The following is a 24,652-nucleotide window of genomic DNA, read 5'->3' as shown; positions in this document are numbered from 1 at the left end:
TAAAGGTCGAGACGGTCCGTCTTTAATCGCTTCAAGCTTTGTTCGCAGCTGCCGACGATGCGATTCAGACCCGCGTTGTGCGGGTACACTTTGGATACCAGAAACACTTGATCTCGTATCCCTTCGATCGCTTCTCCAACCAAGAACTCGGATCTGCCATCTCCATACATTTCAGCCGAATCGATCAGGTTTAATCCAAGCTCCACACCGCGTCTCAACGTGCGAAGCTCTTCATTTTTCTTCGACGGCTCATCCCCCATATACCACGTACCTTGACCGATTCTGGGCAAAGTTGTCCCATCAGGAAGGGTTACCACGCGCCCGCCCCCTTATTTTTTAAATATTTTTCCCTCAGCGCCCCGTCCTATTCTCCAACCAATCCGCCAGTAGAGGGGCGGCCAACAATTCGGATCCCCCCCCATTGTGGAAGATGAATTTTCGTATTACAAATGTTGAGTGACTGCCTTAATATGCAACAAGAAATAGTAAACGTTTTCATATAAAGAGTAATTCCTTCTTTAATCTACAAATTACTTTCATTTTCTATCAAAAGCGATATATTATATGAAGTGTTTTTGATATAATTTAAATTGTTGTATTAGAGGATAAAGTGCTTAAATGGGTGACACTGTTATCGGTGGGTACACCCGTTAAGTTGTTATATTCGTAGTTGATTAATTTTCTTATAGGAGGGAGGAATTAAATGATTTCGATCAATTTTAATAAAATTGTCAAGTTATCAAATGGTGGACATATTTTATATATATATGAAGATATCGAGTGTTACATAAACAATGCTATATCTTATATCGTAAGTGGCATTGAATTAAACCAGCATATTTTAGTTGTGGACACTCAAGAAAGATGTGCAAAGATTCGTGAAAAACTTATCAAATTTCTATCCGAAAAAGATCTCATAATGGTGCATTTCGTAGATAATATCGATTTTTATGAAATAAATGGAAATTTTGATGGGGAGAGCATCATTCAGCATTTCAGTCAACTATTAGATCCTTTCTTCAAGAATCACATTACAATTCGTACCTGGGCACATGTATGTTGGGAAGAGCAAGATGGTATTGTTGCCAAGCTCAAACAATTTGAAGATCGAGCGGATTGTTGTGTAAATGATGCAGGGCTTGTATCTGTTTGTGCTTATGATGCATCTACTATATCAAGCTCTCTCCAATTGAGTATGATGCGGAATCACGAATATGTATTGACCGACAATGAATTTGTTCGTTCAAGTTTATATATAAACACGAAAAAAGACATTATCTTTCCGTCTATTTCTATTCAAGAAAAAATGGAAGAATTAAGTCGTCAAGATTTACTCGAAACCGTGAGAATGCAACAAGGAATGATTTTTAAGTTTAAGGAGCGAAGCGGACGGTTTATACATACCTTATGTGATGGGGAATTACTTTATCGATTCGGTCATTCCTCTGAACAAATAATGGGAAAAGAGCTACATGAATTTCTCCCCTATGCATATGCTGAAACGATATTGCAATATTATAAGCGTGCATGGAAAGGTGAGGAAAATGTCACATATGAAATGGAATATAATAATATTTGGTTTTTGGTTTCGTTGCGTCCCATTTGCAACGAGGGACAAGTCGTTGAAGTTATTGGTTCCGGTGTGGATATCACCGAAAGGAAAGAAAGTCAAGAACGCTATAAAAGTGTAGTAGAACTATCTCCGAAAGGAATTATCATTCGCTATTATAATGAAATAATTTATGCGAATCCGTCAGCTCATAATATACTGAAAGAAGAGCAACTGATCGGTCAAAATATCCAATCCTTTCTTGATGAAGATTCTGTCAATTTGGTCAAACGAAGAACGGAAAAGCTAACAAGAAGTGAAACCCTTCCGTTTGTTGAAATGAAAGCCATTCTAAAAACCGAAGAGATTATCTATATTGATGTAACGAGTGCAATGATTCATTTTGAAAGAAAACCTGCAATTTTAACCATATTCCGAGATGTCACAGAAAGAAAAAGAAACGAAGAATTGATACAGAAAGTAGAAAAGCTTTCTCTTGCTGGACAGTTAGCTTCAGGAGTTGCACACGAAATTAGAAACCCATTAACTTCCATTAAAGGGTTTGTTCAACTATTACAAAAAGGCGGAGGAAATCCGTTTTATGTTGATACAATACTATCAGAAATCCATCGGTTAGAAGATATTGTAACTGAGTTTTTAATGCTCGCTAAGCCACAACCTCGTCAAATAGAAGAAGTTAATATCGTGCTTCTTTTACAACAAGTGATTACATTATTTAGTTCACAAACCAATTTAAAAAATGTGGAGATTGTAGAAAAGTACGTTATAGATTTGCCACGGATCTATTGTGACGAAAATCAAATCAAACAGGTGTTTATCAATATTTTTAAAAATGCTATTGAAGCTATGCCGAATGGCGGAATTATTACTATTCAAACACTTTCGCATGGTACCGACTCGATTCAAATTCGTGTTGTTGATCAAGGATGTGGCATTACTACAGAACGATTGAAACATCTTGGAGAGCCCTTCTATAGCACAAAAGAAAAGGGAACTGGTTTAGGTTTAATGATAAGCCAAACAATCATTCATGATCATGGTGGAACCATTCATTTTGAGAGCGCTATTAATATAGGGACTACTGTGGATGTCATTTTACCCATTACTAAAAGCCATCTTACAAACGCAAGTACGCTTGCATGAACGGCCGAAGTGAAGTATCCCCCATCTTCCCAATGCTTCAAAAATTGAGTAAGTGGCGTTTTATTTAGTGTTGCCATTTTCCAATAATAAAAAAGCAGCACTTTTCGACCTGTCCCCCATATTACATAATTCAGCTTTAATAACATCTCTGTAAGCAATTCATTCCCAGTCCCCTGCTCCATTGAATTACATCAACCGCTCAACATTAATTAAAGGATGTATTTTGATGTCATAGTCAACATTAATTTTCATATTCCCCCAATATTTCAACCATTGCTCTTCCGTTATTTCTTTAGAATACGGCTTAAGCGAATGTGTTCCGACCTCTAAGGGATCCACTTTCCACTGTTGCATTTTTTTTAATAAATCTGACGTTTGTTCCTCAAGGTAGACCTCAATCTCATGAATTAATTGTTCCAATTGTTCCTCACTTCGAATATTATTTTCTCCCTGGTATTCCTCAATTCTTCCGTTCAATCCCACATGTAAAGACAAGGATGAATAGTCCCTCGATAGTTTCATGTGAACATTGGATCGAATACGTCCTAAACTGACAGATAACTTTGGAATGGCCAAGACTTTTAGGAAATGATCGTTATCCAGAAGTTGAAAAATTTCATCGTCCAGATCTTGAATGACCATTACTTCTTTATCCTTTTGGAAAAAGGCTGTCCCTACGTAATTGAAATTGTTCATATCCGAATGAAAAACCGGCAGGATCGGATCTTTAAGAGGGGAATATAAATTTTTCATAAATTGATGAATATTGACGATGCTCATTTCACCTTGGTTATGCTCCTCGTAATGCTTTAACATCCGGTAAAGAAAGTAATCTTGATTTTCTTGCTTCGTCAATTGATTTTTTATATATTCATCAAAATTGCCTTTGACAATCAACAAATAGACACGCATTGAAATATCGGGATCAATCAGTATCGTATTGATCAGCTTTTCAATGCCTTCTTTTTTTGCCAGCTCCTCATTGATTAATAGCATTCGCAGCTGCCCCTGCTTTAGCTCCCGATAATAAATTAAATTAAACTCTTTGCCACCCTGCTTTAACAGATCGACTTCCTTGGAGAGAAGACGTTTTTTTTCTTTAATGAGCGGTGGTACTAAAGTGCTGATTCTCAACTTTCCTTCCGTCCCCTTGTCAACCGACCAGAAAACGACCGGAGCGATCTCTTCGATCATATTGTTCTCGACATATGGAGAGGAACAGCCGGCCATCCACATAAGGCTTACAATCGCCAATAAACCATAGTGCTTATAGGGTACCATGCCTACATACTCTCCTTTCGTTTAACTGCAGTGAAAAGGATCGTAGGAACAAGTAAATAAATGAATGCGCCGAGCCAGATTTGAGTGTTCAGTAACATCTTTTGACCTGGAACCGTTTCCCATAACCATTGATCCATTGAGATGATGCTTATCAATATAACGAGCCAACTCGACAATAATCCGATCCGAGTCGTGCGTTCGTTCATTTTCCTCATAAAGACTCTTCCGGCTCCATAAAGACACAACAGAAGAATTGAAATGTCAAACACATAATTAAACATATGGAAAGAAATAAGGATGTAATCGATTCGTTCCAAACCGCTCGTTTGAATGTAGCCTCCCATATGTACTACCGGAAAATTGATCTTGCTTAAGTAGTTAGAACCGTAAAACAATACCGAAGCAATGAACAATAATGAATATTCCATGATCGTCAGCATATTTCCAATGACCAGATATTTCAATACTTTTTTATTGGAGCTTAACCATGGAACCATAAAGGCCAAGTATACTGGACCAGATAATGCAGACCAAATAAACAACAAACCAAGCCATGATTTTTCTGACCATTCGGTGGGAATGAGAGGATACAAATCGCGGTAATTTGCAGATTGCGTAAAGAAGAAGGGAATAAACAGGATTGCGATCCAAGCCCCGCAAAGAAAGGCGATGACGACAAAACGCAATGTTTTCTCCATTCCATGTGAAGTCACAAATAAGCTGATCAAAAGAATCGCCAGGATCAGCCACTTTTTATTCATAGATGGATACATAAAACTATGGAGCATTTCAACGTACCCCAGTGTGATGATTGAAATTTTTAACAATATGATCAAAAAACCAAATATGGCGATAACTTGAACCGTCCGTTTTCCGAACAGCTGTACAAATCCTTGATAGCCTTTCGCTGCATAACTGGAAGTAAACCATTTGGACAACATCATCAAATTAATTTGGGAGAGCAGCCCCATGACGACAATTCCCCAAACCATATACGAATGAACCAAATAAACCGGCATGATTAAAACAAAATAATGCATCTGTGTGCGATTTACCAATAAAAGAAAATAGGTGCCGCCAAGGGTGGAAGTTCGATTGTATAAGGATATAGTCTTCATTTTTTCATCTCCTGTCGCCATTTCCGTAGTGGTTTTAGATACGCCGGGCGCGTTTTCATCCATATTAATGGGCCGCGGATAAAAAGGTCGATCCAATCCTTCCCATAAAAAGGAGCAATCGGCGCTAAAAAAGGTTGACCTAATGACGTTAATCCATGTAAATGAGCAAGAATCCCGATCAGCCCGATCATGATTCCCGGCAACCCAAGAAACGAGGCAAGGATAAGAAGAAGCACTTGCATTAGCACCATGGATTTTGTCATTTGATAATTGGGAACTAAAAAGAAAGCAATAGCGGATATACCCATCAATACGATCAATACTTTACTTGCAAAGCCTGCTTCTACAGCCGCTTGTCCAATGACGATACCACCGATAACCCCTAACGTTTGACTGGTTTTGGTCGGCATTCGCAAACTTGCTTCTTTGATGATTTCCAACGTTACGATCATGAATAATCCTTCCGTAATCGGAGTAAAGGGCAATTTGCTTCTCGATTCCAATAATACGAAAAGAATCGGCAGCGGAACCATTTGGTAATGAAAAGTCGTTAACGCAACATAAAAAGGAATCATTGTCAAAGAAATAATAAAACTTCCGTACCGGATTAAACGCAAAAAACTGGCTACCGGCCAACGAAGGAAGTAGTCTTCCGGTGATTGGAATAGATGAAAAAAAGTAATGGGACCAATTAAGGCAAACGGTGAGTTGGAGACCAAGAGCGTCAGCTTTCCCTCACCTAAGGCGTAGGCGCAGGCATCCGGCCGATCTGTTTGTAGAAACTGCGGAAAGACCGTATGATGATGATCTTCCATAAAAGCTGCAAGCTGAGAGGAGTCTAAAAATTGATCGAAATCCACACTTTCAATTTTCTGTCTTGCAAGGGAAACAAATTCCGGATTAATTAATCCGTCTATGTACAGTAACACAACTTTCGTTTTACTCAGTGAACCGACAGTGAAGCTTTCCGTTTTTAATGTCGTTATTGGCAAACGCCTGCGCAACATTGTAATGTTTTTATCGATTTGTTCGGTGAAGCTGTCTTTCGCTCCAAATATGACAGTTTCCGTTTGGGAAGATTGAATTGCCCGCCCCAAATGATTTTCCAGCTGGACGCGTAACCATTGAGCGTTGACAGGATCGTATAGAAGAATAAATCCTTGCATTATTTTTTGTTGAGCATCTTCGATCGATAGAATTTCCGACACTTTGGCATTGGTTATGCTTGAAGAAAGTGAATTGCCAGCACATCGATGAAGTGGCTCAATAATCGCCTCGTTTAATCGCTCTTGATCTATTAACGTTTTTATGTATAAAAGATGGACTGAAGCACCTGTACACAGTTTGTGCTCAACGACTTCGGCATCATCCATATGGTTTAAATTCTGTTTTAATTCATCAAGCCATGTGGACATGGGGTTATTTTCCATTCGAGGGTCGTATTTTTCAACCATAGTCTTCTCCATCATTCATGTAATCAAAATCATTTGGTATTATCTTGCTCTGTAATTTAAAAATAATACGACCGGCAATATAGATATAAAAATATCCTTCGAACACAAGCTTGCGATAGAATACTACCCTATCCAGCCTTTGTTGAAGGATTGTTAGGCAACTCTTTTGTCCATATCCATTCAATCAATCCGGCACAACCCGAAAAACATTTTTCTTCCCTATATTTTGCATAATGCGGGTTGATACACATGACATTTTCATTACATCCGTTACCCCTTTTGCATTTTTCGTTATAGTTAACATTAAGATTGTTCCTCGCAGTCTAGCGGTATGCCGGGGAAGTTCGGTGGAAACGAAATTTCCTAGAGAAGACGCCGCTACCCGATTTCTAACAATTCCGTCGATGTCCTTCGCCTTAAACATTTTTATTGGATGCATGACATGGGGATGCGCTCCCAGCACAACATTCACCCCATTATGAAACAACAGCTGCATGAGCCGGATTTGGTTGCGGTCGGGATAAGTTCGAAATTCTTTCCCGAAATGCAGGCATACGATGATAAAATCCGTTTTATTCTTCAAGCTGTGCACGTCCGCGATTATTTTACTCCGGTTTAGCCGGTTGACTAACCACGGCTCCGGTACTGGGAGCCCGTTCGTTCCTTTCGTATAAGCCAATATGCCGATTTTTATCCCCTTTACATTAACAATCAGTTTCCGGCGGGCTTCCCGGGCCGAGCGAAACGTGCCCGTATGTTGCAGACCGTGTCGATCGAGGACGTTTAATGTCCGCCTCAAACCAGATCGTTTACCGTCCATACAATGGTTATTGGCTGTGCTTAGTACATCAAAGCCCAAGTTCCGGAGCGCAGCAGCGAATTCGTCCGGGGAGTTGAACAACAGTTTTCCGGGCTCTTCGCGAAAATTTTTACCGGAGAAGGTCGTCTCCAGATTGCCTATCGTTAAATCGGATTTCCGCAGATATGGTTTCACTTTGGCAAAAATAGAGGCGAATCCGCCTTCCCGTGCGGCCGAATCGAGCATCTTCTTTTTCATCAACAAATCCCCGACTGCAGCGATAGTGATTTTCGTCAATTCACACACCCCTTTCATAATTACACCTTATGCGGTTGAAAATCGAAATGCTTGTAAGTTAGGCACCCTTGCATTAAGAATAACCGTCAGTTTAACCCTGACGGCCTTTTAAGGTTCGATGAACATCATTTGTCCTCCGACATGAGAGTAACCAGCCGACATCTTTATTTTGGGATGTCGACTTATCAATTTAATTACGTAATATGGAGCCTCTGAAAAAACAATGTAATTTTGGAAGCCTTGCTCGGCTGAAGTCTTCTGGAACCAGTTCACAAATAATTCAAAGCCTTCTCGATTGTTGGATGATTGGTTTGCCGGAAAACCGAAGGCAGTAATTATTCGGATTCCTATAAGAAACAAAAAACTCATACTGTTTCCAGCATGAGTTTTCTCGTGTAACGTTATTTAGTATTTCTAAGCGCGTACTTCTACTGCTCACGTTTTGGAGCCAATTCAACCGCTTGTTTAAGCGCTTCTTTCAGACTTTGCTCATCGGCAATTCCTATACTTGAGATCAGGAAATTCTCCTGGTGCTCAGGAACCCAATTAAAGAAAAAGGTTTTTCTGTCATCCCCATGCCAAAAAGTTTCTTCGATTTGGGACTCATGTCCCCGCCAATGACTAGTTCAAGACTCATGACTTGTATTACAATTGAAAACTGTCCCAATCGGTTTCGCCCCCGGTATAACATTATTTCTATATTAACACATATTGAATGTATCCTGCCCCGTTAACATGGAAAAGGCATCCGATCGCCATGGCCTGTTGCCGCGGTGTCTTTATTCAGCTAACGTTCACCGTTACTTCAATAGATTTTGGTAATTGGGGGGGAAGTCATCCTTATTTGGTCCTTTAAGATGTTCAAAATTTTTAAGCTCTACTCCTGCCGCCGAGATCCGATATGTAAGTACATCTTCGCCGACAGGTATATGAGGACCGACTATTGGTTGAGCATCTATTGTGATTAAAAAATCAAAACCACGGAAAGCAGATACCCTTTCTACGTTCTTCACATTTACAGAATCTGGATGAACAATCGGTGGTATTGAAATTACATCTGAGTATACCTCGGCAAGTTTCTATTTCATATCCGTCTTTGCATCGCCCATCTGTTGTGTCACCGCCGTGAAGTTATCATGTGCGATAGTTAGTAGGGTTGCTTTTCCAGCAGGGATTGATACTTCCTCTGTTTTTAAAGTTTCACTATGGTTAAGCGTGCTCACATAATTTACAGGGTCCTGCTGATGAAGAATGCAAAATCAAGCTCCCTCCCATGGATTACCTCCTGTAGATAGGCGGAAACCTCTTCAATCCGACCACTCGCAATGACGGTAGTTGAAAACATGACCCCGACACCAAGAAGAAAACCTAAAATATTTTTTTTCATTTAAAAACCTCCTGAAGAGTAGTTAATGTATGCATACACTTTAGACTAGTCATGGAATAATGTAGCTGCCACTTGCGCGATCAACTCCCTTTTTTCAACTATCGTATCCCGATGGAGTTGAACGGAGGTATTTAAGTTATTGAATAGGTTTAAATGAAACGTTCCAAATACCATCATCATCTTTAATCATGTTAAAGCCTGACTTGCTATTTGCTTCTTTGCTTGACTGATACTCAATATACCCTTCAAAATCACTTGTTTGTACGAATTTCCCTTTCTCAATATTACCAAATGTTTCAAGAATTTGTTCTTTTGTTCCTCTATCAGAACTTGGGATTTTTTTATCCTCTTCTTTTGACCATTGAACATACCCGCTTTTATCCGTATATAGTGCATATACAACATCATTTTTATTGTCCAATCTTGCTTGAACATATAACTTTGCTATACTAATTGGTTCTAACCCTTTTAACTGCTGTTCATTTAAGTCTTTTTGAAAGTTGTTATACACCTCTTGTTCTCTCTCTGACAATTTAAAATCTGACGATGAGGTTGTAGGTGCTGTCTGAAGTGGTGTTGTGTCAGCGTTCTTACTTCCCTTACTAAAGCAACCTGTAAGTGTGACAAGTATTACCATCAATGATAAAACCATTTTCATCTTCATTTTCATTTAATAACAACTCCATTCATCGGTTTAAAAATATTGTCTGACCCCTTCTTCCATAAGTATAAAAAATCAATATGCTGTCTCCAAAGATAACAGATAATCCCATGTATTAGGACGCTGGAAATATATTAAAAGTTGCGCAAAACTGCCCTTACGTAAAAAGGGAACAGTCTGCCGGCCGCGGCGTTCTGCTCCCTGGTTATTCAACAATCGTTCCCAGTCCCTCAGTATTAAGTATTTATCTAACGAATACTCATTCATTCGCAGGATTTCATCACTTTGGATTAGAGTATACGAAAGGAAATGCGATCAGTTCACCCTTAAGATTACCATGTAAGGCATGCGGGAACAGAGGAACACATGGATTAAAGACGGACTACATGTGATAGACTGACTTCTTCATCGTCTTAGGCACCAGTACAATCAAATAGTTATTTACCCACATAGTATGAAATACGGGTAAGCTTAAACTTCATAAAAGGAAGTGGAATTCAATGTTTTTTTTCCCACAACCGGTGGTGTACATGAGACAACCGCAATCTCCTCCACCTGCATTCATCCCCCCAAAACCTGAGGCATCCTATGTAGTTGACTGTTTATATGAATACACATATGTCTGGCTTCTGAATGGAGACAATTTCTGGTTTTATCCGACTCGTGTAGAGTACGGTGAAGTTTCAGGTTATAGGTGGAATGGTGTGTTTTGGATGTTTTATGGCATTGATCCAAGAATTATTGATGTCGTTGCGTGCCCCCCAATTCCTACCCTTTACTAAAGATAATTATTAAGGAGTTACTGCACGACCTAACAGGGTTTGTGCCCACTAAGGTAAGGATAGCCAGGTACAAAAATTTTCGGAGTGTGGAATCTCCGAATTTTAGCGCCATTTATAATACGGTTCTCCTTATACGCTATAACGGCGAAATTAAAAGGCACCTACAACAGGTGCCTTTCTTGGCGTTCAGGTCAATACGATCATTCGTTTAAATGTCTTTTAGTTCACCAACTACCTTACTTCTTTCATAGGCAAATAGAATCATCAGTACGGCTAGAATGGCGCATATCATATACATAAATGAATAGGAGGAAAGGTCCGCGACCGGGCCCATAATGACTCCGCCGAGGGATACACCCAAGTCAGCCATCGCAATAAATAAGCCGACTAACACATTACGATTCATCTGCGGCAATACAAAAGTCAGATACGTGGTTAACGTAGGATAGAGGACTGCCTGAGCAATCCCCATTAGGAGGGCCCCGACATAGAAAAATACAGCTCCTCCCATTACAGAAAAGCTTACACTTTGAGCCGCTACAGCTACAATAAGCACCATTGACATGATAAAAGTCGAATGCCATTTGCCATCTGAGGGGATTTTCTTTCTCAACACAAACCGGGCAACGACGACCGTCCCTGCTTGTATCATGAGATAAATGGCTGCATTGCCGCCTTCAATTTGAGGCGCATATAGCGGTATAAAAGTTGTCACCGCTCCAAAAACCAGGGAAGCAATCAGCATCAACATACTGCATTTGAATAAATGCGGGTTTTTGACCAGTTGGCTGAAAGACTGAAGCATCGTTGTATGCTGCCCTGACGGACTGGAATTAGGCTCCGCCTCCTTTTTGTCCATTTTGGCACTATAGCCCACTACTCCTGTAAGAATTGCAATTCCAAACATACCAGCTGTAAAAACATTCATATCCCCTGTTTGCCAAATACCTATAGCCAGTAGAGGACCAATAATTCCCGGTATAGAAGCACATAAGGAGTACATCGAAATTCCTTGTGAACGATCCTTATCCGGAAGTGCGTCGATAATGCCCAACTGTAAGGTCATGGAGAAAAAAGCAGTGCACACGCCTTGCAATATACGAGCAGCGAAATAGCCCTCCAATCCAGTAAAGGTGTATAAGATGAGAGCGAATCCATTAATGGCAAGAATTGTGCGCAAAACTTTAATTGCCCCGTATTTATGAATCATTTGGCCTGCCCACGGCCGAAACAACATCGTTGTAAACAAATACGCCCCCATAATGATTCCGATCGTCGTATTCGTAGCTCCTAGTGATTCGCCTTTCAAAGGAATGATGACATTCAATATGGAGTTAGCGCTAAAGTACAAAATCGTCAATAGATATAGCCGCAAAAAAGGCCACGACAAAGCTCCTCTCAAAATGCTTCCTCCTTCCGTAATTCTATTTGATAATGCTCTTTGCTTTATCGCTACGTAATAATCATCTGAAGCAGCTTCCTTGAATACGCGGACTGTACGTCTTTTAACTGTTCGATCCTGACCATTTCTTCAATTTGGCCGTCTTTAACGATCATGACTCTATCGCAAATATAGGCAGCGGCCTGTATATCATGGGTGATGAAAATAAAAGCCATTTGATAGATTTGCCTTAAATTTCGTAACAATTCAAGCACTTGGATTTGAACAGAACCATCCAAAGAGCTGATGGCCTCATCCAATAAAATACATTTTGGTTCCGTTGAAACTGCTCTTGCTATGCACACTCGCTGTGCTTCACCGCCTGATAACTCATGTGGGTATTTGGAGCGATAAGACGGGTTCAGCCCGACTTGATACAAGAGTAGATCAATCTTGCTTGCTATCTCCTGTTTTGCCATTCCTTTCAGTCTCAAGGGCTCCATCATGGCCTGCTCTACAGTATAATATGGATTAATAGAGGAAGTATAATCTTGAAATACCGCGCTGATGTTTCCCAATCTCGCTCTTCGCTCCTCTATACGCTTTCCTTCAAACAAAACGTGTCCATGATCCGGCTTTTCAATCCCTAACAGCAATCGCCCTAAGGTAGATTTACCGCTTCCGCTTTCTCCGATAATGCCCAGACATTCTCCTTGTTGGCAATCGAAACTAATATTTTTCAACACGATCTGTCTTTGCCGAGAGAACAATCCGCCCTTTTTATAAGATTTCTCCACACGATCAACGCTCAGCAACGCTAACCCCTCCCATAATTCTCTTGAAATGGTTATTTAGCGCCAACCTTGTAGAAACTAAATAACGGGTATACTCGTGTTGAGCGTCAGAGAAGATTGCGCGGGTTGTCCCTCTCTCCACAATTTCTCCATCTTTCATGACCAGAACCTCATCCGCTATTTTCTGGACAATTCCCAAATCGTGAGAAACAAAAATCATCGAGCAGCCCATTTTCTCCCTCAACTGTATAAACTGTTCCACGACCTCGAATTGCGAGATCGTATCAAGTGCTGTCGTCGGTTCGTCTGCGATGACAATGTCTGGCTCCAGCACGATAGCTAGCGCTATCATAACCCGCTGCAGCATACCGCCCGACAATTGATGTGGGTACTGATTCATCACCGCGATCGGGTCTTTCAGCATCACGCTTTCCATTGCCTTTTTCATTCTTGCGGTAATTTCCTCGCGGCTCCAGCCGAAATGCCAGGCGAGTGTTTCCTTTAAATGAACCCCAATCACACAAGAAGGATCAAAGGCACGCATGCCGTTTTGCAAAATCATACAAAGCTGCTTCCCTCTTTTATTTCGCATCTCTTTTTCAGAAAGCTCACTTAAATTGATGCCACCGAGCAGGATGTCTCCAGATTGGCGGAGATGAACTTTATTTAATCTCATAATAGCCCGGCAGGTTAAAGACTTTCCACTCCCGCTTTCGCCTACAATAGCAAGGCAACTTCCTTTTTTGACATTAAATGAACTATTCGGAATAACCACATTGCCAGTGCGGCTGTCCCATATCTTCAAATTCGCCACCTCTAAAATATTTATCAATGGGCTATGCCACCTCTTTCCCCTGTAGCTTCGCTGCCACTACTAGAGTCTGTCCATACCGTTTATTATATTGGGAACTCATTAATTTCGGATCTAAAGCAACTTGAAGCGAATCAGAAAGGAAGTTGATGGCTGATACGACGATAACAATCGTTAAACCGGGCGCTAACATGAGTTCCGGCCTGGAGAACATGACTTCTCTTGCCTCATTTAACATCATACCCCACTCCGCCTTCGGCGCTTGAATACCTAGACCCAGGAAGGAAAAGCCCGATAATTGCAAAATCATCGAACCGAAAGAACTGCTCGATATGACCGCTATGTCCGGCAAAGAAACGGGAATGATATGTTTGAGCATAATTTTGATATTGCTGACACCTATCGCCTTGGAAAACCTCACATAGTCGGCTTCCGCATATTGCATGACAGACGTTCTGATGATACGTGCAAACCAAGCCCATTTCATTAAGACAAAGGCGATCAGAATATTCTCAAGCCCAACGCCTAGTATGCCGATCACAGCCAATGTCATGACATATCCTGGGAAAGATAGCATCACATCGCAAATTCTCATCACAACAGCATCTGTTTTACCTTTAAAGTAGCCCGCTATAAATCCAAGAATCGCTCCAATCCCTACAGATATCGCCAGTACAACCAGCACCCAAAGCACGCTGGGACGGATGCCGTAAATAAGTCTGGATAAGATACACCGTCCCAAATGATCGTTGCCTAATAGATATTCCCACGACGAGGATGCAAACCGAAGCTCCATATTAACTTCATCCGGATCGTGTGGTGCAAATAACGGGGCGAATATCCCGACAACAAGGGTCGTCGCAATAATGAATAAAGATACTCCGGCTAACTTATCCTTCCACATATGCTTTAGCAGTTTCATTTAGAGATCCTTCCTTAACTTCGGGTTCATTGCCGCGTTGAGAATATCAGAAAGCGTATTAAACAGTACAAAGGTGACAGCAAGTACAAGGACATACGCCTGTATAATCGGAAAGTCCCTGGTCAGAATGGCTTTAACGCTCAGCGTCCCTAACCCTGGCCAAGCAAATATGTTCTCCACGACCACGGTGCTTCCCAATATAATGGGGATGGCCATACCGAAAACGGTAATAGCCACCTGCAAGGAATTTCTCACCATATGCAGCGTGATCTTCCTCTCTGGCAAGCCACATGCCCTGCCGTAAAGCACATAGTCTTCATTCAAATTGTTAATCATGGAGCTTCTTATGATGCGAAAGTAAACACCCGCAAAATTGATCGTGGTCACAATAACGGGTAGAACATAACTTTTGAACGATTCCATTCCGCTTGTTGGCAACAAATCCAGCTTCACCGAAAAATACCAGACCATAATCGCCGAAAGCCAGTATGAGGGCATGGAAGTAAGAAAAAAGGAGATGCCTCTTACTGAATTGTCCAACACTTTACCTTCTCTTAGCGCGCAGATGACGCCTAGTACAACCGAAGTCGCAATGATGGCCATAACCGAAACCAATGTTAGTTTTAACGTATTAAATAAAGCTGGGCCGAGCAATGACCATACCGGTTTCCCCGTTACATACGAGTGTCCGAAATCAAATTGCAAGCAAGAAACGAACCAATTTAGATAGCGAATCACAAAGGGTTGATTCATCCCCAGTGTTCCTTTCGTTTCCGCGATCAATTCATCTGTTATTGTTGGTACGCCTTGTGCGTGCAGTACCACTTCTGCCGGATCTAATGGAGATAGATTGACAAGGACAAACGTCAAAAATGAAATCATTACAAGCAGCGGGAGCGATATAAAAAACCTCCTAATAATATAACTTCTCACCGACATCTTCCTTTCAAATAAATAAAAAGGGGAAGCCCCCCTTTTATCTATCTATTCGAAATACATTCGCTCGAATGGCAGCTCAAATTGTGTTTGTTTAAATGAAATACCCTTCAAGTTTTTTGGTGCAATGATCGTGACATTGCCGTTGGTGATGGGAATAAAGACCGCTTCATCGTGAACGATTTTCAATATATCTGCGTATAGAGACTTACGTGTTTTCTCTTCCATTGACACCAAAACTTGATTAATTTTTTTGTAGAGTTCATCAGCCTTAGCAATTCCCTTCGTCGTATACAGGTAAGAAGACTCGGAAGTAAAGGCAGCAATTGTACTTTGCGGATCATAAGCTAGTCCCCATGTACTATTGAACAACAAATCATAGTCTCCCGTTGATCTTCTTTTAGCGACAGATGCAGACTCTTCTCCAACGATCTCCAACGCGATGCCAATCTTTTTCACCGTGTTTTGAATGAATTCGGCTTGCGTTTTTTGCGAAGGAGAGTTGACATCATAGTAAAGTTTCATCGTTAATTTATTCCCATTTTTCACTCTAACCTCGCTGCCGCTTTCTATCTTCCAGCCAGCTCCATCCAATATTGTCTTCGCTTTTTCTAGATCATAGCTTCGTTTTTGCAACTCCACGTTGGCATAATTAACGTTAGAGGAGAATAGCGAGTTCGCAGCCGCTTCTGTACCGTTAAAAACTTGCTTACTGATTGTTTCTCTATCTATCGAATACCAAACCGCTTCACGAACAGCTGTTTCATGTATGGGACTATCAACTTTACTGCTATTTGCCACAATCATTTTCGTATTCATGGCTTTACTTCTTACCAACTGATAATCACCTTTTTTTACCAACTGATTCATCGCTTCTACATCGATACTGTCTGCTCCGCGATCATCTGTAAATATGAAATTGACTTCTCCCTTTTGCAGGGCTAAAAATGTAGTTTCCCCTGCAGGAAGCACTTTTGCCGTAATTTTTTTAACTTTAGGTGCGCCGCCCCAATAGTTTTCATTCGCTTCAAATACGGCATACTGATCAGTTTTATGTTCAGTTATCTTATATGGACCTGTTCCGTTGTAACCATTTACGCCGTCCTTTGTTCCTCCGTTCTTAAAATCTTTGGGAGAGAGGAATACATAAGGTCGAGTCATCGACAATTCCAGCAAAGTCGGGTAATACGGCTCCGATAGAGCCAATTCAACCGTGTACTCATCGACTGCTTTAACACTTACGATTTTTGTTGAAAGTTTGATCCATGAATGCTTACTTGAGTTGGCTTGCACAGCCTCGATATTTTTTTGTACGGCTTCTGCATTAAATGGCTCCCCGTCATGAAACTTTACATTTTTTCTTAGATGGAAGATGTATACTTTCCCATCTTCGGAAACATTCCAAGATTCGGCTAGCAAGGGTTTAATGCCCTCTTCCGTATTTTCAACCAATGACTCGTACAACATCCCCTGCGCTGGCAAGGATCCAGGATATAAATGAGGATTCATATCATTAATATCTTTTGAAGTGGCATAAACCAATTCTTTGCCTTTCTCTGTTGCACCCGTATCTGCAGATTTGCTGCCGCAGCCTGCTATCAAAATAATGGAAACAATAAAAGTGCATAACAGAACAACCGTTTTTCTTGACATAAAGGGCTCTCCTTAATTTGCAACCACAGTTAGTGCGGTTAGTAAAATTTACGATTAAATATCATGCCAGTTTATGACCAGATATTATCATCCGGGGGGATTCATTTTTTGTATAAATATGGCCAGAATAATGACCGTATACGTTGTCTATTGTTAAGTTTGCTAAACTAATCATACGTTCAAAATCAGATAACCCATACAGTTTCACTTGTTCACGATATGTCCTACTCTGTTGATTAGGTTCTAATATTGTAATTTTTTTAGTTACAAAAAAATCGTGTATTTGCCTTTCTTCTCTAATTGTTACATGCCCATCGATCCTTTCGGAATAAGAAACAAGGTTATTCGTCACATAGTCAGCATTCAAAAAATCAATAATAAATTTACCCTTTGGTTTTAAATGATGACTAATTTCTTTTATAACAAGTAAATTCTCTTCGTCATCTTCGAAATATCCAAAAGAAGTAAATAAATTCACGACCGCATCATAGGTGCCAATATCTGGGATCCGACGCATATCTCCTCGAACCCATTGAATCCTTGAGGAAGTGTCCATTTTTCGAGCTTCGTTCAATAGGGTTTCAGAAAGATCAACGCCTGTAACCTGATATCCCAATTCTTCCAAGGCCATAGAGTGGCGTCCCATCCCGCAGCACAAATCAAGCACCTTATCGCCTTTCTTCAAATGCAACCAGTTGCTCATCTGCTTGACTTCTTCATACGCTCCTTGAAAATCTCTATGTTTATACACGGTTAAATAATCTTCTCCAAAACTTTCCTCATACCAAGCCAATGTCCATCACCTCATCTCTCATCTAGGACTCAACTGTGTTTTGAAACGAACCTCCTTGAAAAATAAATATGTATATTCCTCCTTCGGTCTAACTAAGTGAAACAGGACTAAGCCGATACCACTTGTGCTAAGTCTTGTTTTCTGCATTTCTCACAATACCCATATACTTCAAAGCTATGCCTTACGATCTGAAATGTATCCGGTATCTCCAAATTATGCATAGGACAGAACTCTAACGGAATAATGGTGTGACATTCCAGGCAAATCATATGATGGTGATGATGATGGCTCCCGTAACATCCCATTCTGAATTTCACGCCGTCCTCAAAGAGGAATTGCTCCAATATGCCCATTTCCTGTAATATTCTCAAATTTCGATAGACGGTATCATAGCTTAGACCAGGATGCTTCAACGCCAATCCAAGGTACACATCTTTGGGATTAAGAAAGCCAACTGCATCAGCAAACAAGCGAGCTAGCGTACGTCGTTGCTCTGTAATCCGTAGACCTTTGGCTGACATCGCTTGAATCATACTTTCTGAACTATGGTCAATCACTTTTATGCTGCCTCCGATAAATTATTGTAAATTTTACGATTAAAGAACATGATAAATCAACTAAACGTAATTATTACATTTAGTTAATATTAACAGCCATTCCCTGTTTCGTCAAACCTTAAACGAGCAACTTTTCCTGTATGGCAGCTATCACTTCTTCTTTGGAGAAATTTTCACCTATAAAAACAGCTACATTTGAAATTTCTGCTCTAGGTCTGAGCTTCAATATTTCTAGCTCACGATAAGCGTATTGAAACAAGTGAGGTTGATCTTCATTGGCAAACGTTAATATCCCTTTGGCCCGGTACACTTCCTTCGGCAAAAGACTGATGAAATGCTCAAATTCGTCCCTATCGATCGGAGCTTGAAAATAATGGGTATACACCATGACATGATCATAGGAATGATGATGTTGAACCCCATGATGATCATGGCTGTGTGTATGGTGATCGTCGTGACTATGATGATGGTGATCACATCCGCTGCCATGGGCGTGTTCCTCTTTTTCCTTGTCAAATATCACCTGTTCCGCCTGTCGTTCTTTCCTTAGGTAGGAAGTATCCTCTGTTAGTTCCACAGTCATGAAGTCAAGACTTCCTATACAATGTACGGTAGCCTTAATAGCCGCATACGCGTTCAATCGTCTAACAAGTTGCTCAGCTTGCCGTAGTTCATCCGGAGTAACTTGATCTACTTTGTTCAATATGAGCCAGCCGGCACATCGAATTTGATCTTCCATTAATCGCAGTGTTCTTCGAGTACCCGCGGCATTCAATTCAAGCAAATACCTGACGTCTACAACCGTCACAATGGTTTTAAGCTCCACCTCCGTCAGTAGCGAGCTTTCTGTTATGCTGTCGATGACTTCCATCGGATTAGCTACCCCTGTAGATTCAATAATGATGACATCGGGGCTGTAGGTACGGCAAAGGTCTAGAATAGTCGCTCCTAGATCCCCGCTGATGGTACAGCATATACAGCCGCTCAGCATTTCTGCCATTGGAATTTCGATATCAATAACTTGTCCATCTATATTGATGTCGCCAATTTCATTCATAATGACTGCCGGCTTGAGACCCGATTCCCTGCAGTAGTCTAATAGAATGTTTAATAAAGATGTTTTGCCGCTGCCCAAAAAACCGGACAATAAATAAATGGGAATGGTTTTGTTCATTTTTACGCCCCTCTTAACGTAATAATTACAATTAATTTGTTGAAAATATATCTCTTTTCTCACTTTGTGTCAAGAGTTTCACATTTGCTCCTGGCATTCAACCTATCGTATATTTAAGTTAGTCGTAAATTTTACTTTTAAATGTAATCTTTTCAGCTGTCTATGAATATGAATCTATAAAGTTGTTTACTTGGAGGAAATAATGTGAGAATTCCTGTTATTGTTTTAAGTGGATTTCTGGGAAGCGGCAAAACAACCTTGCTGCTTCGTTTATTGGAAGAGTCCAAAAGACGCGGCCTGCAGCACGGCATTTTAATGAATGAACTTGGCAAGCAAGATGTCGATGGATTAATTGTGGACGAACACTCTGGCGCGGTCCTTGAAAAGCTTCTCGATGGCTGTGTGTGCTACAGTAAAAAAAGTGAACTAGGCGGCAGTTTGAAGATGCTGCTGAACAGAAAGCCGGATGTCATATTCATCGAGCTGACAGGCGTAGCTAACCCCGAAGAAATCGCGGATGCACTAACCGAACCTCGTCTGATTGGGCATTTGCGTCTGAAGCAAATCATAACCCTGCTTGATGCTGAGCATGTGCTCGATTACAACAGTATTTTTGCCTCTGACAAGCAGTTGGTCCAAACGTTGCGACGACAAATCGAGGTTGCGGATATGATCGTAGTCAACAAAACGGATCTCGTCCGAATGGGTCATATTTTGAAAATTAAAGCTATGATTCACAAACATAATGATCGTGCCATCGTTTCCTTTACCAAACACAGCTATCTGGATCTCTCTCCTGTTCTGGATGGTGTCGAGCAAATAGAGATAACCAAACAGGCGACCTTCAAAAGATTACAGATGGCAAAGGTTTCCACAGGGGGACGCAGCGAAGAAAAGCAAAAGGATTCTCATCATCATCACGAGAACGAGCGATCTTTCTCGCGGGTTCAAACCTTCACCCTGCCCTGTTCATCTACACATATTACGAAGAAACAAGTCGAGCAATTCCTTAGTCTCTGGGGAAATAGCTTACTTCGGGCAAAAGGATATATCTTGATATCTGAAGCAGGCAAAATGCTGCTTATGCAGCATGCTGGAAGGCGAACCTACTGGGAACCTACCTTCTATTCAGGGGAACCTTATATAGTCCTCATTGGCATCGAAATGAATGAAGAAAGTCTGCAATCGGCGTGGAATTCCAGTATGAAATGATCTTATTTGACATAAACCAGGTCACATTCTATAATTTATAATTGTAATATTTACAATTAAGGAGCGTGAACCATGTCAAAAATTGACCAAGTCTCGGATCCACGAATTCCCGTTACCATTCTAACCGGATTTCTAGGCGCTGGAAAAACAACCCTGCTTAATCATGTGCTTACCGCAAATCATGGACAGAAAATTGCTGTTATCGTAAATGAATTTGGTGAAGTTGGCATTGACAATCAGCTCGTTGTTGGCGCTGATGAAGAAATTTTTGAGATGAACAACGGCTGTATTTGCTGCACTGTTCGGGGTGACCTGATTCGCATTCTCGGTGACTTGATGTTTGCCAAAGAGGGTGCTGCTGGGAGTAAGAAAGTCGAATTTGATCGTGTCCTCATCGAAACGACGGGATTAGCTGATCCAGCACCGGTTGCCCAAACCTTTTTTGTAGATGAAGAAGTAGCCAATTTGTATAAACTCGATGCAATTGTTACCGTCGTTGATGCCAAGCATGCCGGACAGCATTTAGACGATGGACATGAGGCCCAGGAGCAAGTTGCTTTTGCCGATGTCCTTCTTCTTAACAAAATCGACCTCGTTTCTGAAGAAGATGCTGCCAAGTTGGAACTTCGACTAAAATCTATGAATGGCGCTGCCAAGATCTATCGCACGCAACAGTCCCAGATCGATATCAACCATATCTTAGGAATTGGTGCATTTGACTTAGAGAAAAAGCTGGAAATTGATCCCGGCTTCCTTGAAGAAGAAGCTCATGAGCACGACGATGAGGTCGCATCGCTGTTCTTCCGTGAAGAGCGTCCGCTTGATTTGAGGAAAATGGAAAGATTTCTACAAGTGTGGTTGTCGGAGCATGGTACGGATACATTCAGATACAAAGGCGTATTACACATCAAGGGTGTGAAACAACGCGTTATTTTCCAAGGTATTCATATGCTTTTTACCTCGGCGCCTGATCGGGAATGGAAAGCGACAGAAACGCCTCATAGTGAATTTGTCATCATTGGGCGCAACTTGGATGAAGCATGGTTTCGCGAACAGTTTGCAGCATGTGTCGCTGACTAATCGCTCCCTCTACCCTCTAATCTGTCTGCTTGCCGCTTCAGGCATCTGGACTAGTTACGAGGGTTTTGTTTTTACACAAAGAAAGAAGTAAAGGGGGGTGTCCAGTGCTGGATGAACTCTATCGAAAGATTGTTAGCTAGACAAAATATACCCATGATCTCATCTGCAAAAGGAGTCCATTTATTCCATGAATCACAAAAAAATCATTAATCTTCCTTCAAAAATAGAACGCCACAAGCGATTCGGCTCTGTGGACCCAATTCAAGGAACAAAACCGACAACCAAAGAGAAAATGGCAGATTTGCAGAATACCCCTCATGATTATCTGTTTCAGCTAGATAGCGTGGGAATCTGTCAGGTGCAACATCCGATCACAGTCTATTCCGATATTGAACCTATCGAGCAAACAACAATAGCGTCCCTGCAACTGACTACAAGCCTGCATCGGGAAGCCAAGGGGATCAATATGAGCCGTTTGACGGAACAACTGGAAGTATACCGTCAAGAAGGCTGGTCAACGGAACTTGGAACGCTTGCCAAGTTCACCAAAGAATTGGCAGTGAGAATGAACCAAGATAAAGCCGAAATTAAACTTTCCTTTCCGTGGTTTTATGAAACAGCCTCGCCTGTGATGAATTTAAAAGGACTTAACCATGCTCAGGCAACGGTTCAAATGACGTACCAGCAAGGTAGGTTGTTTACTAATGTTGGACTTCAAGTCGCTGTAGCCACTTTATGCCCCTGCTCCAAGGAAATTAGCGAGTATAGCGCTCATAATCAGCGAGGTATCGTGACGATATCCGTTGAGCTTCATTCTGATTTTGAAGGTGACTGGAAAGTGCTGCTGCTAAGTGCCGCCGAGTCCAATGCCAGCAGCGCCTTATTTCCGATCTTGAAACGTCCCGATGAGAAAGCAGTAACCGAGAGAGCTTATGAAAACCCCCGTTTTGTCGAGGATATGGTAAGACTTGTTGCTGCTGATTTATACGAGATGGACAGTGTGAGGTCATTTACGGTGGAATGCAGAAACGAGGAGTCCATTCACTTGCATGATGCTATCGCTAAAGTATCATACACCAAGGCATAAGCCAGCGTTTTTATTTAAGTGGGAGGTAGTTAATGATGTTAACATCTGTAGAGCTCCATCGCCAAGAATCCCCAGCTACGGTTCGATGTATGGTTGTGACTGTTTCAGATACACGAACACCGGATACAGACAAAAGCGGTGACTTGATGAAACAATTATTGCATTCATCGGGCTACTTAATTGCTGAGTACCGTATTGTGCAGGATGATTACGCACGTATTCAATCCATCATTCAAGAGGGTGCAGCTAACCCTGTCGTTGAAGCCATTCTTCTGAACGGAGGAACGGGCATCGCTAAGCGAGATACCACCTACGAGGCGGTGAGAGATCTTCTAGATAAGGAAATGCACGGTTTTGGCGAAGTCTTTCGATATTTAAGTTTTGCAGAGGATATTGGTTCCGCTGCGATTCTAAGTCGCGCTATCGCCGGAGTTTACCGCGATAAAGCTATTTTCTCTATGCCAGGTTCCAGCGGTGCTGTCAATCTGGCTATGACAAGAATTATTTTGCCTGAGCTTGGGCATGTGATGCGGGAGATATATAAGGATATGTAAACAACGGCAGTGCTTCTAGTTTATGATTGAAAGGCTACGACAGCGGATTCCACTTTTTGCATAAGCGTATTTTTCCAATAGCCAGCTGATGAGAAAAGGTCGCCAAATGGCGACCTTTTTAAGTCCCGAGCGCAATCGGCTTCCCTGCCAATTGAAATCGATTTTACTTCTTCGGGCGGTAAACCACATAACTGGTCGGTGTTTCACGTACGATGACTTGCAAGCATGATGGCTTGTTGCTAGTTCCATCTAGATATTCCTGGATAAACGTGTAGATCGTTTTCGCCATGACCTCTGTCGTTGGATGAAGCACACGAAACTCTGGATGTTCATTCAGAAGTGTATGGTCATAACGATCATGTACGATGCTCTTCAAAAGTTTGAAATCGATCAGAAACCCATTGGCATCCAGCTCGTCTCCGACGATCATGAGATCAATCTGATACGTATGACCATGTATTCGTTGACACTTTCCGGCTGACTCAGCAGGAATGAAATGTGCGGCTGAGAGATGCATCTCTTTGTGCAGTTCATAACGAAACGCATGTGGCGTGAATGGAAAATAGGTGTTCATTGTAATCCTCCCTCCTCAATGCTGATGCTCTAGGTGATTTCCGGTGGCGATGTTTAAGTATGTTGTTGCTAATACCTTCTTGGTTGGGACCTTACCTCCTGCTTATTGAAAATTTTTGCTCATGTGCACAACGGTTTCTGATTCCCAATAGGATTCGACGTACCCGCGAGATTTCCAGAATGGATAACCGCCCGGCAAGAAAGTGGACGTATGCAAATAGCTCATCTTATAACCAGCTTCTCTTGCAAAATGCTCGGCGATCGCATAGAGACGACTTCCGATTCCCTTCTTCCGATGATCCGAATGAATATAAAACTTGACGATTTCACAGACCGGCTCACGCCCGAATGCGGCTTCCACTTCAGGAAATCGTCTGTCATACGGTCTGACGGCAGCTGTGCCTACGATTTGGCCACTTACATCTGTGGTAATAAAAAACAGGGCATTGGGAGGCTGAATATACACTTCGTCAAAGAATGCCAGATCATGCGGATCCTCATAATAAGTACCTTGCGGGTATAATTCGCTCATCACCGTTAATACAAAGCTTTTAATTTCATCAATCCTCTCCCTGTCTGCTGGCACTATGCGATACGCTATTTCTTGGTCCATTCGTACATTCCCCCTATATT

General features: G+C 41.4%; 24 protein-coding genes. 5 read left to right on the top strand and 19 right to left on the bottom strand.

What is annotated here, in order from left to right; all coding sequences use genetic code 11:
- The coding region (locus EJQ19_RS04765; RefSeq protein WP_164716318.1) for an aldo/keto reductase at positions 1–260 on the bottom strand (260 nt) is incomplete at its 3' end.
- A 443-nt stretch (positions 261–703) separates the two neighbouring features.
- Here EJQ19_RS04765 and EJQ19_RS04760 point away from each other — a divergent pair.
- Entirely contained in the window at positions 704–2,713 is a 2,010-nt protein-coding gene (locus EJQ19_RS04760) for an ATP-binding protein (protein WP_126140041.1), read from the top strand.
- A gap of 186 nt (positions 2,714–2,899) precedes the next feature.
- Here the strand turns inward: EJQ19_RS04760 and EJQ19_RS04755 are convergent, their stop codons facing one another.
- The 16 genes from EJQ19_RS04755 to EJQ19_RS04680 all read right to left on the bottom strand — a co-directional run bounded on the left by EJQ19_RS04755 (position 2,900) and on the right by EJQ19_RS04680 (position 19,513).
- Positions 2,900–3,994: a Ger(x)C family spore germination protein gene (locus EJQ19_RS04755; protein ID WP_126140040.1), complete on the bottom strand. Its 1,095-nt coding sequence runs from the start codon at positions 3,992–3,994 to the stop codon at positions 2,900–2,902.
- A 2-nt stretch (positions 3,995–3,996) separates the two neighbouring features.
- On the bottom strand, positions 3,997–5,112 hold the full coding sequence (locus EJQ19_RS04750; RefSeq protein WP_126140039.1) for a GerAB/ArcD/ProY family transporter: 1,116 nt from the start codon (positions 5,110–5,112) through the stop codon (positions 3,997–3,999).
- The gene (locus EJQ19_RS04745; protein WP_126140038.1) at positions 5,109–6,566 is read right to left on the bottom strand and encodes a spore germination protein; all 1,458 of its coding nucleotides are present in this window, start codon (positions 6,564–6,566) and stop codon (positions 5,109–5,111) included. The genes EJQ19_RS04750 and EJQ19_RS04745 overlap by 4 nt, the downstream gene beginning before the upstream one ends.
- A gap of 184 nt (positions 6,567–6,750) precedes the next feature.
- Complete coding sequence (locus tag EJQ19_RS04740; protein WP_126140037.1) at positions 6,751–7,662, bottom strand: CapA family protein; 912 nt, start codon at positions 7,660–7,662, stop codon at positions 6,751–6,753.
- A gap of 800 nt (positions 7,663–8,462) precedes the next feature.
- On the bottom strand, positions 8,463–8,675 hold the full coding sequence (locus tag EJQ19_RS04735; RefSeq protein ID WP_241242735.1) for a DUF3888 domain-containing protein: 213 nt from the start codon (positions 8,673–8,675) through the stop codon (positions 8,463–8,465).
- A gap of 215 nt (positions 8,676–8,890) precedes the next feature.
- Complete coding sequence (locus EJQ19_RS31715; protein WP_164716317.1) at positions 8,891–9,049, bottom strand: hypothetical protein; 159 nt, start codon at positions 9,047–9,049, stop codon at positions 8,891–8,893.
- A gap of 136 nt (positions 9,050–9,185) precedes the next feature.
- Positions 9,186–9,719, bottom strand: a complete 534-nt coding sequence (locus EJQ19_RS04730; protein ID WP_241242734.1) for an RNA polymerase subunit sigma — start codon at positions 9,717–9,719, stop codon at positions 9,186–9,188.
- Between the two features lie 981 nt (positions 9,720–10,700).
- On the bottom strand, positions 10,701–11,894 hold the full coding sequence (gene cntE, locus EJQ19_RS04720) for a staphylopine family metallophore export MFS transporter CntE (protein WP_126140035.1): 1,194 nt from the start codon (positions 11,892–11,894) through the stop codon (positions 10,701–10,703).
- Between the two features lie 50 nt (positions 11,895–11,944).
- Complete coding sequence (locus tag EJQ19_RS04715) at positions 11,945–12,688, bottom strand: ABC transporter ATP-binding protein (protein ID WP_126140034.1); 744 nt, start codon at positions 12,686–12,688, stop codon at positions 11,945–11,947.
- Positions 12,675–13,496 (bottom strand): staphylopine uptake ABC transporter ATP-binding protein CntD, encoded by an 822-nt coding sequence (cntD, locus tag EJQ19_RS04710; RefSeq protein WP_126140055.1) that lies wholly within the window; start codon positions 13,494–13,496, stop codon positions 12,675–12,677. The genes EJQ19_RS04715 and cntD overlap by 14 nt, the downstream gene beginning before the upstream one ends.
- A 7-nt stretch (positions 13,497–13,503) precedes the next feature.
- The gene (gene cntC / locus EJQ19_RS04705) at positions 13,504–14,400 is read right to left on the bottom strand and encodes a staphylopine uptake ABC transporter permease subunit CntC (protein ID WP_126140033.1); all 897 of its coding nucleotides are present in this window, start codon (positions 14,398–14,400) and stop codon (positions 13,504–13,506) included.
- Entirely contained in the window at positions 14,401–15,339 is a 939-nt protein-coding gene (opp1B, locus tag EJQ19_RS04700) for a nickel/cobalt ABC transporter permease (protein WP_420901661.1), read from the bottom strand.
- A gap of 45 nt (positions 15,340–15,384) precedes the next feature.
- Positions 15,385–16,989 carry a staphylopine-dependent metal ABC transporter substrate-binding lipoprotein gene (cntA, locus tag EJQ19_RS04695; protein WP_126140031.1) on the bottom strand — a complete coding sequence of 535 codons (1,605 nt, stop codon included), beginning with the start codon at positions 16,987–16,989 and terminating at the stop codon, positions 15,385–15,387.
- Between the two features lie 61 nt (positions 16,990–17,050).
- The gene (locus EJQ19_RS04690; protein WP_241242733.1) at positions 17,051–17,782 is read right to left on the bottom strand and encodes a class I SAM-dependent methyltransferase; all 732 of its coding nucleotides are present in this window, start codon (positions 17,780–17,782) and stop codon (positions 17,051–17,053) included.
- Between the two features lie 107 nt (positions 17,783–17,889).
- On the bottom strand, positions 17,890–18,339 hold the full coding sequence (locus tag EJQ19_RS04685) for a Fur family transcriptional regulator (protein WP_241242732.1): 450 nt from the start codon (positions 18,337–18,339) through the stop codon (positions 17,890–17,892).
- Between the two features lie 118 nt (positions 18,340–18,457).
- Positions 18,458–19,513 carry a CobW family GTP-binding protein gene (locus EJQ19_RS04680; protein ID WP_126140030.1) on the bottom strand — a complete coding sequence of 352 codons (1,056 nt, stop codon included), beginning with the start codon at positions 19,511–19,513 and terminating at the stop codon, positions 18,458–18,460.
- A gap of 204 nt (positions 19,514–19,717) precedes the next feature.
- Between EJQ19_RS04680 and EJQ19_RS04675 the strand changes: the two genes are divergently transcribed.
- From EJQ19_RS04675 to EJQ19_RS04660, 4 genes are all read left to right on the top strand, one after another.
- On the top strand, positions 19,718–20,725 hold the full coding sequence (locus EJQ19_RS04675) for a CobW family GTP-binding protein (RefSeq protein ID WP_126140029.1): 1,008 nt from the start codon (positions 19,718–19,720) through the stop codon (positions 20,723–20,725).
- Positions 20,726–20,797: 72 nt separating this feature from the next.
- A complete protein-coding gene (locus EJQ19_RS04670) occupies positions 20,798–21,805 on the top strand; it encodes a CobW family GTP-binding protein (RefSeq protein ID WP_126140028.1) in 1,008 nt (335 codons plus the stop codon).
- Positions 21,806–21,992: 187 nt separating this feature from the next.
- Positions 21,993–22,892: a GTP cyclohydrolase FolE2 gene (gene folE2, locus EJQ19_RS04665; RefSeq protein ID WP_126140027.1), complete on the top strand. Its 900-nt coding sequence runs from the start codon at positions 21,993–21,995 to the stop codon at positions 22,890–22,892.
- 32 nt (positions 22,893–22,924) lie between these two features.
- Positions 22,925–23,446 carry a MogA/MoaB family molybdenum cofactor biosynthesis protein gene (locus tag EJQ19_RS04660; RefSeq protein ID WP_126140026.1) on the top strand — a complete coding sequence of 174 codons (522 nt, stop codon included), beginning with the start codon at positions 22,925–22,927 and terminating at the stop codon, positions 23,444–23,446.
- Between the two features lie 163 nt (positions 23,447–23,609).
- Here the strand turns inward: EJQ19_RS04660 and queD are convergent, their stop codons facing one another.
- Entirely contained in the window at positions 23,610–24,020 is a 411-nt protein-coding gene (queD, locus tag EJQ19_RS04655) for a 6-carboxytetrahydropterin synthase QueD (RefSeq protein ID WP_126140025.1), read from the bottom strand.
- Positions 24,021–24,122: 102 nt separating this feature from the next.
- Positions 24,123–24,632, bottom strand: coding sequence for a GNAT family N-acetyltransferase (locus EJQ19_RS04650; protein WP_126140024.1), 510 nt, complete (start codon positions 24,630–24,632; stop codon positions 24,123–24,125).
- Positions 24,633–24,652 lie beyond the last annotated feature (20 nt).

It is taken from the genome of Paenibacillus whitsoniae, assembly GCF_003955665.1.
GTDB classification, from domain to species: domain Bacteria; phylum Bacillota; class Bacilli; order Paenibacillales; family NBRC-103111; genus Paenibacillus_E; species Paenibacillus_E whitsoniae.
The sequence above is the reverse complement of the archived record's forward strand: the minus strand, read 5'-3'. Positions and strand labels throughout refer to the sequence as shown.